Annotated in this window: 18 protein-coding genes; 10 read left to right on the top strand and 8 right to left on the bottom strand. The window is 43.7% G+C overall.

What is annotated here, in order from left to right; translation table 11 throughout:
* Together IM319_RS03460 and IM319_RS03455 are read left to right on the top strand one after the other, a co-directional pair.
* Positions 1 to 359, top strand: a 359-nt coding sequence (locus IM319_RS03460) for a Uma2 family endonuclease (protein ID WP_287734652.1), incomplete at its 5' end; no start/stop codon positions are given.
* A gap of 120 nt (positions 360 to 479) precedes the next feature.
* Positions 480 to 1,904, top strand: a complete 1,425-nt coding sequence (locus IM319_RS03455; protein WP_287684141.1) for an FAD-binding domain-containing protein — start codon at positions 480 to 482, stop codon at positions 1,902 to 1,904.
* A 6-nt stretch (positions 1,905 to 1,910) separates the two neighbouring features.
* Here the strand turns inward: IM319_RS03455 and IM319_RS03450 are convergent, their stop codons facing one another.
* The 3 genes from IM319_RS03450 to IM319_RS03440 form a co-directional block, all read right to left on the bottom strand.
* Positions 1,911 to 4,556, bottom strand: a complete 2,646-nt coding sequence (locus IM319_RS03450) for an efflux RND transporter permease subunit (protein ID WP_287734650.1) — start codon at positions 4,554 to 4,556, stop codon at positions 1,911 to 1,913.
* Between the two features lie 710 nt (positions 4,557 to 5,266).
* Positions 5,267 to 6,301, bottom strand: a complete 1,035-nt coding sequence (gene trpD / locus IM319_RS03445) for an anthranilate phosphoribosyltransferase (RefSeq protein ID WP_287077903.1) — start codon at positions 6,299 to 6,301, stop codon at positions 5,267 to 5,269.
* 79 nt (positions 6,302 to 6,380) lie between these two features.
* Positions 6,381 to 6,908, bottom strand: a complete 528-nt coding sequence (locus IM319_RS03440) for a GIY-YIG nuclease family protein (RefSeq protein WP_287077902.1) — start codon at positions 6,906 to 6,908, stop codon at positions 6,381 to 6,383.
* A gap of 169 nt (positions 6,909 to 7,077) precedes the next feature.
* Here IM319_RS03440 and IM319_RS03435 point away from each other — a divergent pair, with 169 nt between their 5' ends.
* The 5 genes from IM319_RS03435 (at position 7,078) to IM319_RS03415 (ending at position 10,555) form a co-directional block, all read left to right on the top strand.
* Entirely contained in the window at positions 7,078 to 7,704 is a 627-nt protein-coding gene (locus IM319_RS03435; RefSeq protein ID WP_199273263.1) for a DUF488 family protein, read from the top strand.
* On the top strand, positions 7,697 to 8,134 hold the full coding sequence (locus IM319_RS03430) for a DUF488 family protein (protein WP_287734648.1): 438 nt from the start codon (positions 7,697 to 7,699) through the stop codon (positions 8,132 to 8,134). Before IM319_RS03435 ends, IM319_RS03430 begins: the two co-directional genes overlap by 8 nt.
* A gap of 4 nt (positions 8,135 to 8,138) precedes the next feature.
* Positions 8,139 to 8,930: a dual OB domain-containing protein gene (locus IM319_RS03425; protein WP_287734647.1), complete on the top strand. Its 792-nt coding sequence runs from the start codon at positions 8,139 to 8,141 to the stop codon at positions 8,928 to 8,930.
* A gap of 225 nt (positions 8,931 to 9,155) precedes the next feature.
* Entirely contained in the window at positions 9,156 to 9,743 is a 588-nt protein-coding gene (locus tag IM319_RS03420; RefSeq protein ID WP_286824428.1) for an L-threonylcarbamoyladenylate synthase, read from the top strand.
* Positions 9,698 to 10,555: a sensor histidine kinase gene (locus IM319_RS03415; protein WP_287734646.1), complete on the top strand. Its 858-nt coding sequence runs from the start codon at positions 9,698 to 9,700 to the stop codon at positions 10,553 to 10,555. Before IM319_RS03420 ends, IM319_RS03415 begins: the two co-directional genes overlap by 46 nt.
* Here the strand turns inward: IM319_RS03415 and IM319_RS03410 are convergent.
* Complete coding sequence (locus IM319_RS03410) at positions 10,491 to 10,961, bottom strand: GNAT family N-acetyltransferase (RefSeq protein WP_287734645.1); 471 nt, start codon at positions 10,959 to 10,961, stop codon at positions 10,491 to 10,493. The genes IM319_RS03415 and IM319_RS03410 overlap by 65 nt on opposite strands.
* A 632-nt stretch (positions 10,962 to 11,593) precedes the next feature.
* Between IM319_RS03410 and IM319_RS03405 the strand changes: the two genes are divergently transcribed.
* The gene (locus IM319_RS03405) at positions 11,594 to 12,664 is read left to right on the top strand and encodes a carbohydrate kinase family protein (protein ID WP_287734654.1); all 1,071 of its coding nucleotides are present in this window, start codon (positions 11,594 to 11,596) and stop codon (positions 12,662 to 12,664) included.
* A gap of 246 nt (positions 12,665 to 12,910) precedes the next feature.
* On the opposite strand, the gene IM319_RS03400 is transcribed toward IM319_RS03405, so the two are convergent.
* The 4 genes from IM319_RS03400 to lepB all read right to left on the bottom strand — a co-directional run bounded on the left by IM319_RS03400 (position 12,911) and on the right by lepB (position 16,244).
* The gene (locus IM319_RS03400) at positions 12,911 to 13,981 is read right to left on the bottom strand and encodes a YheT family hydrolase (protein WP_287734644.1); all 1,071 of its coding nucleotides are present in this window, start codon (positions 13,979 to 13,981) and stop codon (positions 12,911 to 12,913) included.
* Positions 13,982 to 14,046: 65 nt separating this feature from the next.
* The gene (locus tag IM319_RS03395; RefSeq protein WP_287734643.1) at positions 14,047 to 14,415 is read right to left on the bottom strand and encodes a DUF1818 family protein; all 369 of its coding nucleotides are present in this window, start codon (positions 14,413 to 14,415) and stop codon (positions 14,047 to 14,049) included.
* A 6-nt stretch (positions 14,416 to 14,421) separates the two neighbouring features.
* Positions 14,422 to 14,997, bottom strand: coding sequence for a hypothetical protein (locus IM319_RS03390; protein WP_287734642.1), 576 nt, complete (start codon positions 14,995 to 14,997; stop codon positions 14,422 to 14,424).
* Between the two features lie 149 nt (positions 14,998 to 15,146).
* A complete protein-coding gene (gene lepB / locus IM319_RS03385) occupies positions 15,147 to 16,244 on the bottom strand; it encodes a signal peptidase I (protein ID WP_287734641.1) in 1,098 nt (365 codons plus the stop codon).
* 137 nt (positions 16,245 to 16,381) lie between these two features.
* Here lepB and IM319_RS03380 point away from each other — a divergent pair, with 137 nt between their 5' ends.
* Together IM319_RS03380 and IM319_RS03375 are read left to right on the top strand one after the other, a co-directional pair.
* Positions 16,382 to 17,041, top strand: a complete 660-nt coding sequence (locus tag IM319_RS03380) for a glutathione S-transferase family protein (RefSeq protein WP_287734639.1) — start codon at positions 16,382 to 16,384, stop codon at positions 17,039 to 17,041.
* A complete protein-coding gene (locus tag IM319_RS03375) occupies positions 17,042 to 17,338 on the top strand; it encodes a glutathione S-transferase (RefSeq protein WP_286826972.1) in 297 nt (98 codons plus the stop codon).
* Positions 17,339 to 17,571 lie beyond the last annotated feature (233 nt).

Below are 17,571 nucleotides of genomic sequence, written 5' to 3'. Positions count from 1 at the left end.
GTCAAGATGATTATGTAGAAGGCGCGCCGGAATTAATTGTCGAAATTGCCGCTTCTAGTGCTTCCTACGATGTGCATCAAAAATTAAATGTCTATCGTCGCAATCAAGTCCAAGAATACCTAGTCTGGCGGTTTTATGAACGAGAATTTGATTGGTTTCGGCTACAGGCAGGAGAATATATTAAACTAGAACCCGATAGTGATGGCATAATGCGCTCCCAAATCTTCCCCGGTTTATGGCTAGATAAAAACGCTTTATTAATGGGCGACTTAGGAAAAGTTTTAGTGATTTTGCAGCGGGGGTTAGAAACAACAGAACATCGAGATTTTGTCAATAAATTAACTGCCAATCACAGCTAGATTGTAAAATTAGATAATTATTCTTGATCCACTGTCCTATAATTATAGAAAGAGTATTTCTGGCTTGCAGTTTTACCTCCAATAATCTCGCTCCTGATAATCTTCTCATCACCTCATTCTATGTCAAATCTAATCCTTTTCTGGCATCGTCGCGATTTACGTCTCTCGGACAATATTGGACTTAGTAAAGCTAGGGAACGTAGTCCGAAAATTATCGGGGTTTTCTGCCTCGATCCTGCTATTTTAGAAGGGGATGATATCGCCTCTGCGAGAGTTGCCTATCTCCTCGGTTGTCTAGAGGAATTAGCCAAAAATTATCGCCAAAAAGGTAGTCAATTACTGATTATTCGCGGCAACCCCAGTCAAACACTCGTCAACTTAGCCAGCAATTTATCAGCAAAAGCAGTTTTTTTTAACCTCGATATTGAACCCTACGCGCGTCAACGGGATCAACAGGTAATTGCCGCTTTACAAACAAAAGGAATTGAGGTAGAAACCTTCTGGGATCAACTTCTCCACGCTCCAGGGCAAGTCCTCACCCTCTCAAAAAGCCCCTACACCGTATATACTCCTTTTTGGAAAAATTGGAGCCAATTAGCCAAAGCCAGCCCCACAACCCTAGAAAACCTGCAAGGATTAGACGAAAATGAGGGGGAGAAACTCACAGAAACTATTAATTTACCAACCCTAGAAAATTTAGGTTTTACTTGGCAAAATCCCTTACCCCTCACCCCCGGAGAAAAGGCCGCTAATAGCAGATTAGAAGAATTTTGTCAAGGGGTTATTAACAATTATCAAGAAGATCGTAACTTCCCCGCTGTTGATGGCACCTCGCGCTTGAGTGCCGCTTTAAAATTTGGCGCGATTGGCATTCGCACCATTTGGACGGCAACCCTAGAGTTATTAGAAAATTGCCGCGCCCAGGAAGCAAAAGATGGTATTATCACTTGGCAGCAAGAGTTAGCCTGGCGGGAATTTTACCAGCATTGTCTCTATTTTTTCCCAGAATTGGCGGTCGGTGCTTATAGAACAGAATTTCGTCATTTTCCTTGGCAGGATAACGAAGAACATTTTCAAGCTTGGTGTGAGGGAAAAACCGGCTATCCCATCGTTGACGCGGCGATGCGACAATTAAATGAAACAGGATGGATGCACAATCGTTGTCGCATGATCGTGGCGAGTTTTTTAACCAAAGACTTAATTATTAACTGGCAAAAAGGCGAAAAATACTTCATGCAGAAACTTTTTGATGGCGATTTAGCCGCTAATAATGGTGGTTGGCAGTGGAGTGCCTCTAGTGGTATGGATCCGAAACCTTTAAGAATTTTTAATCCCGCTAGTCAGACACAAAAATTCGATCCAGAAGGGGAATATATTCGTCAATGGTTGCCGGAATTAGCTTCCGTAGATACGGAATATTTAGTAACCGGGAAAATCCCCCATTTAGAAAGACATCGTTGTGGTTATCCTGAGCCAATTGTCGATCATAATCAACAACAAAAAGAATTCAAACGACTCTATAGTAATCAGAAGCTAAAACGGTAAAAATAGCTACTTTTGACCGGCTTTAATCTGGTTCCAAACATCCTCTAAACTTAGATATAACACAGGCACAACAATTAAACTCAACAGGGAAGAAGTGACTAAACCTCCCACAATTACCATCGCCATGGGTTGCCGCAATTCCGCACCAGTACCCAATCCCAAAGCGATCGGAATCATGCCTAAAATTGTCGAACAAGTGGTCATTAAAATCGGTCTTAACCTAATCATTCCCGTCTCCAAAACCGCTTGCTCCCGACTCCAACCCTGTTGACGCAATTGGTTAGTATAATCCAGCAATAACACAGCGTTTTTATCAAGTAATCCCAAGAGGAAGATAAACCCGATCAGAGAAATCATACTAAACTCACTACCCGTTACCAATAACCCCAACATTGCCCCCACAATCGCTAAAGGTAAACATAAAGCGATGACGATAGTTTCTAACAGTCTTCTGAATAATAACCATAAAACTCCTAACATTAAAATTGTCGCTAGGATTAAAGTGCGACCAAAACTGCCCAAAACATCGCTACTTTGAGAAGAAGTACCCCAACGCTGTAAAGTTATCCCTTCCGGTAAAGGAATCCCTTCAATTTTAATGGCCGCATCTTCTAATCCTAAATCCGGACTAAGATTAGCACTGAGAAAAATCGCCTGTTGACCATTTAAACGCTCGATCGCCAAAAAATCCCCCCGCTCATTTAATCTAGATGATAGGGAAATATCCTTTAAACCGGCGATTTTAGCGGCCTCAACCCGCAATTTCTCGGCACTATCGCGCAACAGCTGCAAATCATCGCTTTTAATCGCAATTTGGATCGGCTTTTCCGCTTCCGTCTGCACAAAAGGAATGTCCTCGATACTGACATTCACCCCTCTAATTGTCGGTAAAATTTGCCGAATCCGTTGCTGCACCGCACTGGTGTGAGATTGACGATCGCTCTTCAGTTTAATGTGAATTTTGCCACGATTCGGCTCACCCCGTAAACCGGCGATCATAAAAGTCGATTCCACTTCCCCATCCCGCAAAATCGGCGCTTCTAATTTGCTGCCATCACGGATAGTGCGACGCAAAAGAAAACTTTCGGGAGAACTCGCTAACTGGGAAATCCAAGCGAAACTATCGCTAGAACTCTTAGCCGTCGGTTTATTAGGACTAATTTGCGTTATTTTCGGCAAAGGAGAAGTATAAACCAGATTAAACTCGCCGCGATCGAGTCGGGGAATAAATCCCCTAGAAATAAAAGGAATCAGGGCAATACCCGCAAAAAAGGTAATTAGGGCAATAGCAATGACCAGCAAACGATGACGCAATGACCAGTTTAAGAGCCGTCGATAGGCGTTCTCAATCGGTCGCTTTTGTTTCGTCATTTTTGCCCGTGACTGCGGTTTCAGCCAATATACTGCCAAAACTGGCGATAAAGTTCTGGCGATCAACAGAGAAAAAATCACCGCAGCCGAGACAGTTAAACCGAAGGGTTGGAAAAACTGTCCCACCGCACCCCCCATAAAAGCGACGGGTATAAACACGGCAACAATGGTTAAAGTGGAAGCAGTGACAGCTAATCCGATCTCCCTTGTCCCCTTGAGTGCCGCATTTTTCGGGGTTTCCCCCGCGTCGATTAAACGGGAAATATTCTCCACATCAACGATCGCATCATCCACGACAATGCCGATCACCAAAGCGAGGGCCAGCAGCGTCAGGGTTTCCAGATTAAACCCATAGATTGCCATGATAATGAAAGTCCCCAAAAGAGATAGGGGGATAACCAGAGCAGAAATGATTGTAGCGGCGAAACTGCCTAAAAATATCAATATCACCAGCACCGACAGCAAAACTGCCAAAAGTAAATCATCGATCGTGCCTTGTAGGGCAGCGCGAATATATTCCGCTTGGGTTTCAGCTAAAATTATCTTGACATCGGGCAGTTTTTGTGCTATGTCTTTAACCAGTTTTTCTGCTTGGGCGGCCAGATCGAGACTATTGGCAGCACCTTGTTTGATTACCTGCACTGCGATCGCCTCTTGGCCATTAAAGCGCACCAGCGTGGGCAATGGTCGGGTTAAGCTTTTATGGGGATTATCTTCCCTAACTGTACTTTGACCGAGTAAATTAACTTTAGCCGTACCTTCGAGAGCTTTTAAGGGCGGAATTAAATTATCTTGGGCGATTTGGCTTAATTCTTCCAGAGTTTTCTGCTCACTCACCAGCGCATAGGTGACTGTTGCCGACTCATTTAAATCAACGGGGATAACTTCTGTGGTAGCTTGAGGGGGTAAAGGGACTTGCGAGATAGCCTGTTTAACTGCTGCCGTAGCCCTGTCTAAATTTGTGCCAATTTTAAAGAAAACGCTGATTACTGACTGTCCGGGGGAAGTAGTCGAGGACACATCGCGACAACCGGGGAGAGAGAAAAGGGGATTTTCTAGGGGTTTAGTTAATTGCTGTTCCGTGGTGATAGCAGTAGCTAAATCCGCTTGAGCGTTAATTATTACGACTGGAAAGCTGATATCGGGGAAAAGAGCGTATTTTAGGGAACTAAAAGCCAAAATTCCCGCCACGGCCACCGCTAACCAGAAAGCAATGGTTAACCTCGGGGCATTAATCGCTATTCGAGAGATATTCAGACGTTCTCGCCATGATTCTTTCATCTTCGTTGAATAAGTGGGGTGTGGGGTGTGGGGTGTGGGGTGTGGGGAGTTTTCTCAGTGAACTGATAACTGATAACTGATAACTGACTCCTAACCCCATGGTAGATGTGGGATTTTTGCAGGAGTTCTATTTTCCGACAAAGATAAGTAAAAATTATTTATTGACTGCAAAAACTTGAGAATATTTAAATTAACATTTCGCAATATTTATAAATTCTTAAGAATTAATTGAGAAAGATTTTTATTTAACAACGATGTTGCAATGGTTACAGCGATTTGATAGAATTTCATAGTCGGTTATTCTGTGCTTTTTTGGGCAGCAATGGTTGAAACCCTTGCCAAACCTAGAAGGTTATCCTAATTAAGACGGGTAAATCAGTCAATTTCACCAGCAACGATGATCTTTTTTTTGTGTAGTTTTATTGCAAAAAAAAAGTTTTTTTGACAAAAAGCACAAAGTATGATACTCCAAACGTATTTCTGGCTGCGAGTAATTATTGCAGAGTGGGGAAGTGGGGAAGTGGGGAAGTGGGGAAGTGGGGAAGTGGGGAAGTGGGGGAATTTCAACTAAAACCCTAACACCCCCCGCAACGCGCACGCAGTGACCACCCTAACACCCTAACACCCCAAAACCCCAAAACCCCCCGCAACGCACACGCAGTGACCACCCTATCTCCTGTCTCGGAGTCTCCTGACTCCTGTGAATTGTCCTAGGAGAGAAACTTAACCAACTCCTCTAATTTTTGCCAAGCTAACCCACTGGCTAAAATCTCGCGTGCGAGAGCGAAACCAGCAGCATGATCGCCAAAAGTGACCTTTGCTGCCACCTGTAGGGCAAGAGAGGCATTAATTGCCACAGCATCCCGTTGAGCCGGCGTTCCACCCCCTTGCAGGACATTTTTGAGTATTTCGGCATTTTCTGGCACTTCCCCGCCTTTAAGGGCATTTAAACTAGCTCTGGGGATAGAAATTGACAAAGGATCGATCGCCCCAGAAATCACCTCACCATTATTTAATAAAGCCATATCGGTCAGATCTCCTAACCCCACCTCGTCGAGTTTTTCCCGGCCGTGAACAATAATCGCCTTTGGGGTTCCCATTTGTGCTAAAGCCGTGGCCATGGGGGTGAGAAATTGCCGGTCATAAACCCCGATAACTTGACCTGTGGGACGGAGAGGATTAACTAGAGGGCCAAGAAGATTAAAAACCGTGCGAACTTTCAGGGTTTTGCGGAGATTAGCCACACTTTTCAGGGCTGGATGCCAACCGGGGGCAAAAAGAAAGGTCACTCCCACCCCATCTAAAGCCGCCGCTACTTTCTCGCTAGGGGCGCTTAAATTAACCCCAAGATATTCTAGAACATCGGCCGAACCGACCTTGCTGGAAGCCGAGCGATTGCCGTGTTTAGCCACTTTTACGCCCCCGGCGGCCGCCACAAAAGCCACAGCAGTGGAAATATTAAAAGTGGAGGACCCGTCACCGCCGGTGCCACAGGTATCGATAACGGGAGTAGTATGGGGTTTAGGGTCTTCTAAGCGAGATTGTTGCCGTAAAACTGTGGCCATTCCCGCTAATTCCGCGGCCGAGACTCCTTTTGCTTGCAAAGCCGCTAAAATCGCCCCCGATAAAACTTCCGGAATCTGGCCGTTTAACCATCCAGTCATTAATTCTTCAGCTTGGTTAAGGGAAAGGGATTTTCGATCGAGTAGTTGCTGCAGTAGGTTTGGCCAGTCTTGAGTGGTCATCGCTGTTCCATTGGTGTCGGGATGGGGCGATATACTATCATAGCGGTTTGTCTGGAGAATCGATCGCCCCTAGGAATTTTTACTTTAAATCGAGCAAACCCTGTTCTTTTAACTTGGGATTAAAACGAATTTCCATCTGTACTCCCCGTTTTTCTAGGGTTGATAAAATATCGTTTTCTACTCGTCTGGATACCTGTTTTAATAACTTGATTTGCCCCAATTCGTCAGCACTTTGATAAAATTCTTTTTCTGTCTCAGTCATGGTTAATTTAGCATCAATTGGTTCTGTCCAGAGTTTTTCATTGCCGATTACTGCCTGACTTTCTCTTAGCCAAGCTTGTTTAATCGATTCGAGAATAGTCCGATTAGGACGATCAATCAACTGTATTTTTAGCCAATAACAAGCTTGGGGCTGTCGGGCAAGATGTTGTTTTAAACTGAGATAAATATCACGAGAATAGCCGACAAACTCTAAGACTTGTTCTCGATCAAAAATGGCATAAACCCCGATTTTCCCCTGGAAATCAGCACAGATATTACCCGTGGCATCTAGGTAGGGAATATATTCTAATTGTTCGAGATTAGCAAAAGTATCAGGCTCATTCATAATTAATCGTCGATAATTGGTTGGAGATATATAAATTATACCTAAGTTTGAATTTTATATTCCGGGCTGTGGCTAACCTACTATGGTAAACTAACAGTTATCTGGCTCGATAACCCCAGAGAGACTGAGATATAATAAGGTAAATTACTAAACTATCAAGTTAGATACAATGCTGGCTATATTTACGATCGGGCATTCTAACCACACCCCGGAAAAGTTCCTCGAACTGCTCTCCATTCATAACATCAACGCTTTAGCAGATGTGCGTTCCGCTCCTTACAGCCGCTATCTTCCTCACTTCAACAAACAAGCGCTCCAGTCCTACCTACCCACAGCAGAGATTCGCTATGTTTTTTTAGGGGCGGAGCTAGGGGCGCGGCCTGCAGATAGTAGCTGTTATGTGGAAGGCAAAGCCCTTTACGAAAAAATTGCTGTCCTTGACTCATTCCAACAGGGACTGAAGCGCATCATCAAAGGAGTGCAAAATCATCGCATTGCCCTGATGTGTGCCGAGAAAGACCCGATCACTTGCCATAGAGCTATTCTGGTGTGCCAGCACCTTATCTCTTTTAACCTTGAAATTGCCCACATTCACAGCAATGGCGAATTGGAGTACCACGAAAATCTGGAAGAACGACTCTTGCAAATTCATGACTTGCAAGACAAACAGGAGAATGGACAACTATCTCTTTTCCCTACAGTCAGTCAACCTCAGTTGGCGCGAAGCGAGAGAATTCGTCAAGCTTATCAGCTGCAGGGCGATCGCATAGCCTATGTGGAGAAAGATCATGATTAAACTTTTCACGATCGGGTTTACCCGAAAATCTGCATCTAGTTTCTTTGAGGGTTTAAGAAAAGCGGGCGTTACTAAAATCATCGATACTCGCTTGAATAATACATCCCAGTTATCCGGCTTTGCCAAACAAAACGACTTAAAGTACTTTCTCTCTGAGATTGGCGGCATCGATTACTCCCATGAACTATCACTTGCGCCCACTCAAGAAATTTTAGATGCCTACAAAAAGAAACAAATATCGTGGGAAGATTACTCTAAAAAATACCTGACGATTCTGCGTCAAAGACATATTGAATCAACGATCAAACCGGACAGCTTGCAGAATTCTTGTTTTCTTTGTAGCGAAGACAAACCTCACTTTTGCCACAGGCGACTTGCCGCCGAGTATCTTCAGTCCCATTTCCATAATATAGAAATTATTCACTTGTAGCTATATGGAGATAATTTGTCTGGCTAATTCTTATAAACATCATGAAAGATGTATTGCGGGAATAGATCGAGAGTCGGGTCAGTGGGTTAGACCGATTTCAGAGTTAGAGGACGGCAGAATACCCCTAGACAATAACTTTATTCAGACTAGCAAAATTCGTATTTTGGATATCCTCAGTATTCCTATCGACAGCGAGAGAAAATCTGGCTATGAAATTGAGAATATTGGTTACAAGAACTTACCTTGGCAAATTATTGGTAAAGCAGAGGTCGCCAATCTTTTACAGTTTTGCGAGGGCAATTTATTATATCCCGATTACAGAAAGTCGATACCTTATCAATATCTGAAATCTCAAGCTCCAGTACGCACTCTCCAATTGATTGAGGCAAAATCATTCTGCTGCCGTAAAAACAGCAGGGGGAAATGGCGGGGGATTATTGCTGATGCTCAGTATGATTTCGCAGATTTTGATCTTAGCATCACCGATCCGATAATTCTAGAGAAACTCGATCGAGAGGAAGAAATAAGCCATCACTGTTTAATCTGCCTCAGTCTCGGACAGCCCTGGCAGCCCGATGCCAATCTTCCTCTATCATGCTATCGTTTGATCGCGGGAGTGGTTGAACTTATGCCTGAAATTCGACTCATCGCTACGGAAATGGAGAGATTATCTTGGAGTAGAGAACAGGGTAAGGAATATTTAAAAGAAAAATTTGGAAAGGTTTCCCGCTATCAACTTACTGAGAATGAAGCCAAACAGTTTCTTGATTTTTTGAGAAGCGGTGGAAAAATATAGCAAGCTAACAGTTGGCCTGACAGTTTATCTGCGCGGGAGTGAACTAAAGGTTAATGGAGGCGGTGTGATCGTTTTCTGATTCTGGAAGGTTAAGAAGTTGACCGTTTTTGACAAGAGGCACTAGGAGCAAGTGTTAGTAAAATTAATATTGATCAACTGCTTACCCTTTAAAATTGTGCCAAAAAGTTTTAGGCTAAATTAGTCCCCAAAAATGATCAATTCTCAATGCCTACTGGTTCTCTTAACGAAATTGTTCACGCGGCCCTAAGTGGTCAAGTGGTTTCTTTTCCCACGGATACAGTTCCCGCTTTAGCGGTTTCTCCCCCCTATTCTTCCCTGATTTTTGCCGCTAAAAAACGGACTTTTGATAAACCTTTAATTCTCATGGCGGCCTCAGCAGCAGATTTATGGGATTATGTCAAGGGAAATCAGGAAGAAAGGGAAATTTGGCAGCAAATGACCGAAAAATACTGGCCTGGCTCCCTAACTTTGGTTTTACCTGCTTCTGAAAAAGTACCAAAAGCTCTTAACCCTAAAAATCCTAGCACGATTGGTATCCGAGTTCCCGCTCATGCGATCGCAAGAGAAATTCTCGGTCGAACTGGTGTTTTAGCGACCACAAGTGCTAATCTGTCAGGACAAGAGCCTTTATTAACTCCATCCGCAATTATGACTACTTTTCCCTCGGTGACGGTGTTAGCGCCCACAGAAAGGCAAGCATGGGGAATAATCAATAGTGGACAACCCTCCACCGTCGCGCGTTGGCAATGTCAAGGATGGGATGTCTTACGACAAGGGGCAGTTTTTCTGTAAATATGGACGATATTGACGCTTTAAAACGGGAATTACAGCAAACTCGCCTCGCTTATCACCTGGCTGTGGCAATTAATCACCTCAAAAGCAGTTTTTTGGGACGGGTTGCCCACGAATTGCGATCGCCATTGAGCAGTATGATCAGTCTCCATCAACTGATTCTCGCCGATCTTTGTGAAAGTCCAGCCGAAGAAAGGGAATTTATCGCCCAAGGACAACTGGCGGGCCGTAAACTGATGGCAATGCTCGATGAGATGATTAATCTCTCCAAACTAGAGTCGGGTACTATACCTCTGGAGCGAGAAATTTTTTCTTTAACTAAACTTTGGGAAGATTGGGCAAGTTTAACCTATTTACAGGCAGCTAATCGCAATATTAAGCTTAAATTTAGCCCTTTAACCGATGATATTGCTATTATTGCCGATTATCAGCGTTTAACCTCCGCTCTTGTCCTTCTCGTTGATGCAGCGATCGCTAACTTAGCGAGTGGCTCTATTTGTATCTCGGTAAGCACTCTTTGCGAGAAAAAAGTCACTATTGTCCTAGAATTTCCGGGGGAAATCCCTCTCTGGCAAATGCCAGAAATTTCCCCTTTGAGTTTAGAATCAAAGCCAGAAGAAGTCAAACAATTTACCCAAGCTCTCGGTCTTTCTCCCGGTCTTAAATTCCAGTTAGCGAAAGGCATTATCGAAGTATCGGGGGGGGAAATGAGCTTAGATCAAATCGATAACAATAGTCAGGACAAGCTCACACGGATCGTTTTTTCTTTACCTCGATCGCCGGATAGGGAAACTCCTCGGTATAACGATTAAATAATACCATCGTCGTCGTGGCATTGCTTTGGAAACCAATGTGCTGGTAAAATTTTTCTTGATTAGTAGTCATCAAATAGACTCTTTCCACCCGATTTATTCGGGGATGGGCCAAAACTGTTTCTACTAATTTACGCCCTAAACCGGCTCCCTGATAATCGGGATGAACAATCACATCCCAAATAGTTGCCCGATAAATGCCGTCAGAAATGGCGCGAGCAAAACCAATTAATTGCCGCTCATTCCACACCGTCACCACTGGATCACTATAGTCAATTGCGGTTGCTAAATCTTCCAAACGGCGATCGATTGCCCAAAATGCGGTTAAATTAAATAATTCTCGTAGTTGCAATAGATCTATCTTGCTTTTATCCTCGTCAAACTGAATCTGACTACAATCAACCATGATATTTCCTTAGTCTAAGACTAAAAAATAGGAGAAGATATTTTTCCGAGAAAGAGGATTCACGCTCGATCGGACTGATTATGAGCAATTTCCCCTAATCTATCTATGTGTTTGATTATACTCAATGCCTCAGATAATCTCTAGTTGATTTATCGTGATTTCTTGACAAGTTATTAATCAGTGATCAGTGATCAGTGATCAGTTATCAGTTATCAGTTATGGTTCTTCGGTTTGTGTGATCAGTTTAACTTACTATAGAAGCGATCAATCTTTGTGTCCTCTGTGTCTCTGTGGTTCCTTCTACTCGCTCGCCAGCAGAACTGTATCTTAGAATACATTTTACCCACCAAACCTAAGAGAGCCGTTCTTCGGTTTGTGTGATGCAACGGACAGGGTTATAAGGAATGAAACTCTTACAGAGAAAGACATTTGGCCATTTTTGTCAATTGTTTTCGCTCTAGAACGAACTAATCAATTAAGTCTCTTGCCAAATAAGGATTTAGTCGATTTATGCCACCCGATCGAACCATACCAAGTAACGAAGAACCTCACTGATTACTGTTTACTGTTTACTGGACGGCTACGCCGTGCCTTTGGCAACACTGAAAAAAGCTTCCCCACACCCCACAGCAATGCTTAACCATCAAAGATCTTCGCCAGTGTCTGTCATTTGTTTAGGGGAAATCCTCTCTGATCTAATTGCCGATCAAAGCGAGCGCTCTATAGAGCAAGTGACTTCTTGGACAACCTATGCCGGGGGTGCGCCGGCAAACGTGGCCTGTGGATTGCGAAAATTGGGCATAAATTCGGCTTTTATCGGTTGTGTGGGCAAAGATCAACGAGGGGAACAGTTAATCGCCTTGCTAGACGCTCTCGGAGTCGATACCACTGGTGTACAGTATCACCCCACCCTACCCACCCGACAAGTTTATGTCACCCGCGATGCTGGGGGAGACAGACATTTTGCGGGTTTTGGCGGCATTAAAACGACGGATTTTGCCGATACTGCCCTTAATGGTGACTTATTAGCCGAAAATATCTTTAAAAATGCCGATTATCTAGTTATGGGAACCCTAGGGTTAGCCTATCCCCCGGCGAGAGCGGCGATGATGCGCGCCCTCGAATTAGCTAAAATTTACGGGGTGAAAGTATTGATCGATATCAACTGGCGGCCGGTTTTTTGGCCTAATCTTGAGGCCGCTCCTGATCGGATTCGAGATTTTATCGTCCGGGCCGATTTGCTCAAATGTAGCGAGGAAGAAGCAGCATGGTTATTTGGCACTGATACCCCCGTCAGAATATCATCACAATACCCCAATTTAGGGGCAATTCTGGTTACTGGCGGCGCAAAAGGTTGTAAATATCATTTAGGCGAAAATAGCGGCACTGTTGAGGCTTTTACTGGAGAGGTAGTGGATACAACCGGGGCAGGAGATGGCTTTGTGGCGGGTTTTTTAGCTCGTGCTAGTCTTGGAGGCGATCAAATCGGGGAAAATGCCGATTTAGCGCGTAATGCGGTGATTTATGCCTGTGCGGTGGGGGCAATGGTGACAAGGGCGGCAGGAGCGATCGCATCCCAACCGACTCGGGAACAGGTGGAGGAGTTTCTAGCGGCCTTTGATACTAAATCCTGTTTAAAAAGTATAGGAGAGAAGGGATGGGGGATGGGGGATGGGGGATGGGGGATAGGGGATGGGGGATAGGGGATAGGGGATAGGGGATAGAGGGGAAACAATCCATAACTGGGTTTTTAAAGTTAGATCGGCAGTTAATCACAGGATTAAAAAAGGATTTAGTATGACTCCTAGAAATTATACTAAATCCTGTTTAAAAAGTATAGGAGAGAAGGGATGGGGGATGGGGGATGGGGGATAGAGGGGAAACAATCCATAACTGGGTTTTTAAAGTTAGATCGGCAGTTAATCACAGGATTAAAAACGGATTTAGTATTATTTGCCAGTTTTTTGGTCAAACCAGTCTAAAACCCGATTCCATGCCCACCAGCGATCGCTATCGCCCCACTGACGCTGACAGGATAAACTGCTGATATAACCCACATGACCACCGTGGTTGGTTAAGAGTAGATCGACGTGGGGATTATCGGCGATCGCTGCTTGCAGATCGGGAATAACTGCGGGGGAAAAGAGGGGATCATCGGCCGCGTAGAGGATAAAAGTGGGTTTAGTTAAATAGGGTTGAAAGGGCAAGGGACTACTAGCGGCATAATAGTCAAAAACTGTCTTAAATCCTAGCTTTTTAATCACTAATTCTCGATCGAATCCGGCAATCGTGGTGGCGCGAGTAATTGCTTGGGGATCGATATGATCGGGATGAGCTTGATGGATGCGTTTGGCTAACTTGCGTAATTCCCTGGCGATCGCTTTTTCCAAATGTTTCCCCCAGGGATCCTGGACGAGATAGGATAAAGAACGATTAGAGTCTAAATTAGGACAAATTACCGCACCACCACCGATATCGACGGGATCGATCCCCATATCTTCCTGATTCTCTACCGATTTAATTCCCCACAGGGCCAATTGTCCCCCCAGAGAGTAACCTGTGAACCAAAAAGGAGCAGGACAGCCCATTTTTTGAGCTTGGGCGGCAATATGAATGAAATCTAGCCCTTCATAGATGCCATCGGAGGTGAGAGTCGGGGATAATTCGGCTGTCTTACCGTGGGCGCGCCAATCGAAGAGGACGACTGCGTAGTTTCTCGCTACGGCTTTTCTGCCTAAAATTCTTAAAAACCATTGATTATCTAAGTCTCCCGTGATGCCGTAGGTCCCGATAATGGTTCCCTTCGCTTGTGGGGGAATGGAAAAAATCCCGTAGATGGGGACGGCATTGGCCCCGGTGAAAATGGTTTCTTGATAGACTGGTTCGGGAATAGCGATCGTATTTTGCCAGGTTTCTCGCGCTTTTAGGGACACATAGAGAGTCATGGCAAAACCGTTTTTCAGCAATGGGGGCGGAGTGTAGGTGAGATTATCAGTCTTCGTCCTAGGATGGGCAATCATAGCAGCACAGGGGAATCAAAAAGTCAAGAGGGGGAGACAAAAATTAACTTATGCCCACCGCTTGCTTAAAAATTGTAAAGCAAATTGTCCCAAGCGGCGAGCAACTCTGGCAGGGCAGTGGCCGACCAATTGCCCTCACAACCGCGACCTTGATAGAGAATGAATCGCAGGGAATAATTATCGGGAAATCCGTCCGCTTCTACCCATAAAAGCTCACTTTCCGCTTCACAAGCAATTCTTTCTTCATCCATTAATTCTGTGGCCATGGCCGCCATAGTTGCGGTCAATTGTGATAGTAACCGACGCAAATCTTGCCACTCTGCCTCGGTCAATTCGATCGCCCAATCATCACCACCAATTAATCCTTTATAAATGGCCGCATTAGGATTCCAACCGAGTCGCCAACCTGAACCATATTTGAGAATTTTTTCCATAATTTTCTAGAATTTTAATAGGTCGGCATCTCCTGGTTTTGATAAAGATGGACGACGGGGAGAAGGACTAGGAGAAGGACTAGGAGTGGGGGTTTCTTGGGGGAGAATGGCGGGGTTATAAATTTCGACTAGAAGGGTGACTAACTGCTGCCGTTGACGACGATTAAGACTGTTAATCGCTTTGATATCGGCGGCCATGGGATTAACGGTAAGGGTTGCTTGTCCGGGATAGTTTTCTTCGTTGATTTTCTCGTTCACTCCTAGATAATCCCCTAGGGTTAATTGCCAATCAAAACGGATGAGAGTAAACCTTTTTTTTGTATCTTGATGATAACGAAGAAAGCGACTTATTAAAGTATTATTCGGATCGATCGCTCCTGTATCTCGACGGGTATAGTTGTTTTCTTTCGGTAAATCTGGCATTGCTTGATAAATTTGTTGAGCAACTGTTTCGGGGCGTTGAATTTGGCTCATCCCGATGGATTGCCATGATAACCACCAGATAATTATCCCCATTCCTAGACAAAATACTAATAATATTATTCGCTGAATTTTTAGCTTTTGAGGGAATTTTAAGAGCATATTAATCAAGAAAAAGTTGAAGTTAATTATCTAGCACCAGTGGGAATTTTTCAGGAACAACTCAAGGGATTGTGAATATTATAAATCTAACAATACCCAAACTCATCTAACTGTAACACCTAGGCTCAAAGTTACCCCAGTCATCCCCATCATAGCAAAGACTGGACACGATCGAGAGGCCAGTAAACTTTATAGGCTTGACCAACGATATAACTTTCCGGCAAAAAACCCCAAGCATGGGAATCAAAACTATGGTTACGATTATCTCCCAAAACAAACAGGGTTTTTGGGGGTACAGTCACCAATTCTATTTCATAATTGGCCAACTCGGCGTTGTAGGGTTCCTCGATAACTTGCCGGTTGAGATAAACTTTACCCCTGCGGATTTCAATGGTATCCCCAGCAATAGCGATGACTCGTTTGATAAAAAAATCTCCAGAATTAGGCTCTAGTTGCTTAATTTTTTCGGGAGTTCTAAAAACAATTATATCGCCTCTTTTCGCTTGATAATTACTGGATTGACTGACGAAAATGCGATCACCTACTGTGAGGGTAGGCAGCATGGATTCGCTAGGAATCTCGAAAAATTCTATTCTTTGATGTAACCAATCGGGAAAATAATTACAGATAATTCCCCAAGTAAAAATTGCTGCCACCATCAGCGCCAAAATGGAACGATAGGTGTGACGATGGGGATGGAATTGATCGGGGAAAGTGTGATAAACATGATAAACAGCGATCGCTGTAGTTAAAGGGTTAAGAAAGAGGATATAGGCAAAAAAATGATCCATTTTCAGGGTAATCAGGGATATAGTCAGAAAAATTATCCCTAAGATCACCTTATCGGCGTACAATTGCCCTAACCCCGGTATAATCCGGTTAGCGAAGACTGCAAACCACGGGTTTTTTTGTTTCCGGGGAATTTTCTCTAAGCTGTTATTCTGTCTGGAATAATAAACAGTCCAGTGAGCGTCAAAAATATTGCTAATGTAAACGATAACCAGGGCAACTATTCCTCCTAATCCCCAGCTTACAGGGCCATTGTGGCTAAAAATTGACCAAATTGTCACAATTATTAATATTACTTGAGCGATTGCCAAAAGGGTTGCTTTCTGGTTTTTGTTAGCATACCATTGTCCCAAACCGGGGAAGAACATCGAGAGATTGACAGCTAACCAGGGATCTTTTGCTTGTGAATTAATCGCATAAGGACGAGAAACAGGCGAAAAAAGGGAGGGTTTGCTCATAGTATAGACCTATTGCCAATTCATTCAACAGTGATCAGTAAACAGTAAACAGTAATCAGTAATCAGTGAACAGTTAACTGAAAACTCACATCTGATAACTGGTAACTGATAACTACTATAGCAACCAACAACACTTAATGCTTTTACTTCAATTTAGCACATCTCATTACTGTCGCAAAGCTCGTTTAGCTCTAGGTTATAAGGGGATTGATTACCAAGTAGAAAATCTCACCCCCGGACTACATATTCTCAAACTCAGGCCCCTAACTAAAGGGTTAACCACTGTCCCCGTTTTAATGGCAGCAGATGAGATTATTGCCGATTCTACTGCCATTTTAAAATATTTAGAAAAAGTAGTTCCTTTCCCCTCTTTTATTCCCGATGGGGAAAAGGAGAAAAAACAAGCTTGGTTACTAGAGGATTGGTTAGATGAAAGTATTGGAGTGGAGACCAGATTTGTCTATTATGATTATCGCGCCGGAGAGGGAAAAGCGATCGATCCTTCCCTGAGTAGTCAAATAATTATTAATATCGTGCGACAACAATATAAAATCACCCCAGCAAGGGTAAAACTAGCGGAGGAGCGACTAGAAAATGCCCTCAAGATTCTAGAATATTGGCAAAATCAGCCCTATTTGGTGGCGGATAAATTAAGTGTAGCCGATATTGCCGCCACTGCCCTACTCAGTCCTCTGGCTCTAGTTCCCAGTTATCGTCAAAAATATCCCTGGTTGTTTGCTAGAATCGGGGAAATTCATCAACAGTGTCGGGAAAAATTGCCCCCCGGTTTAAATTAAATGAAGCGAACGACAAAAATTATCATCCTCATCTCTATCGGTTTCTTATCGCCCCTAAAAGCCCTTGCTTTGCCCGCTCCTGAAGATATTCCCGAAGAAGTTTTACGAGCAGAAATTATCACTTCGGCTCGATCGCCCCTTGATAATCAACCCCTAACTGCGGCAGAATATGCTTTACTAGAAGAACAATTAGCCACCAGCATTTATCCCCCCCAAATTAATCCCAAGATTCGACAATTAATTGCCCTGAGAAGATTACAAAAATTCCTCCAGATATTGATACCTTTCTATCGTTAAAATCAAAATAGTCAATCTCCTTTGACAAGAGTGCCTATGCTAACCCAAAAGGGGTGCATCTCATTTTTGTAAATCTACTGAGTTGGGATTTTTGGCTCTTCGGTTTGTGTTATGCAATGGACGGGGGTTATAAGGGATGTAACCCTTATATAGAAAGGCATTTAGCGATTTTTGTCAATTGTTTTTGATCTAGAGCGAACTAATCAATTAAATCTCTTGCCAGATAAGGATTT

The sequence above is a fragment of the Microcystis sp. M113S1 genome, from assembly GCF_020246945.1.
Lineage (GTDB): Bacteria > Cyanobacteriota > Cyanobacteriia > Cyanobacteriales > Microcystaceae > Microcystis.
The sequence above is the reverse complement of the archived record's forward strand: the minus strand, read 5'-3'. Positions and strand labels throughout refer to the sequence as shown.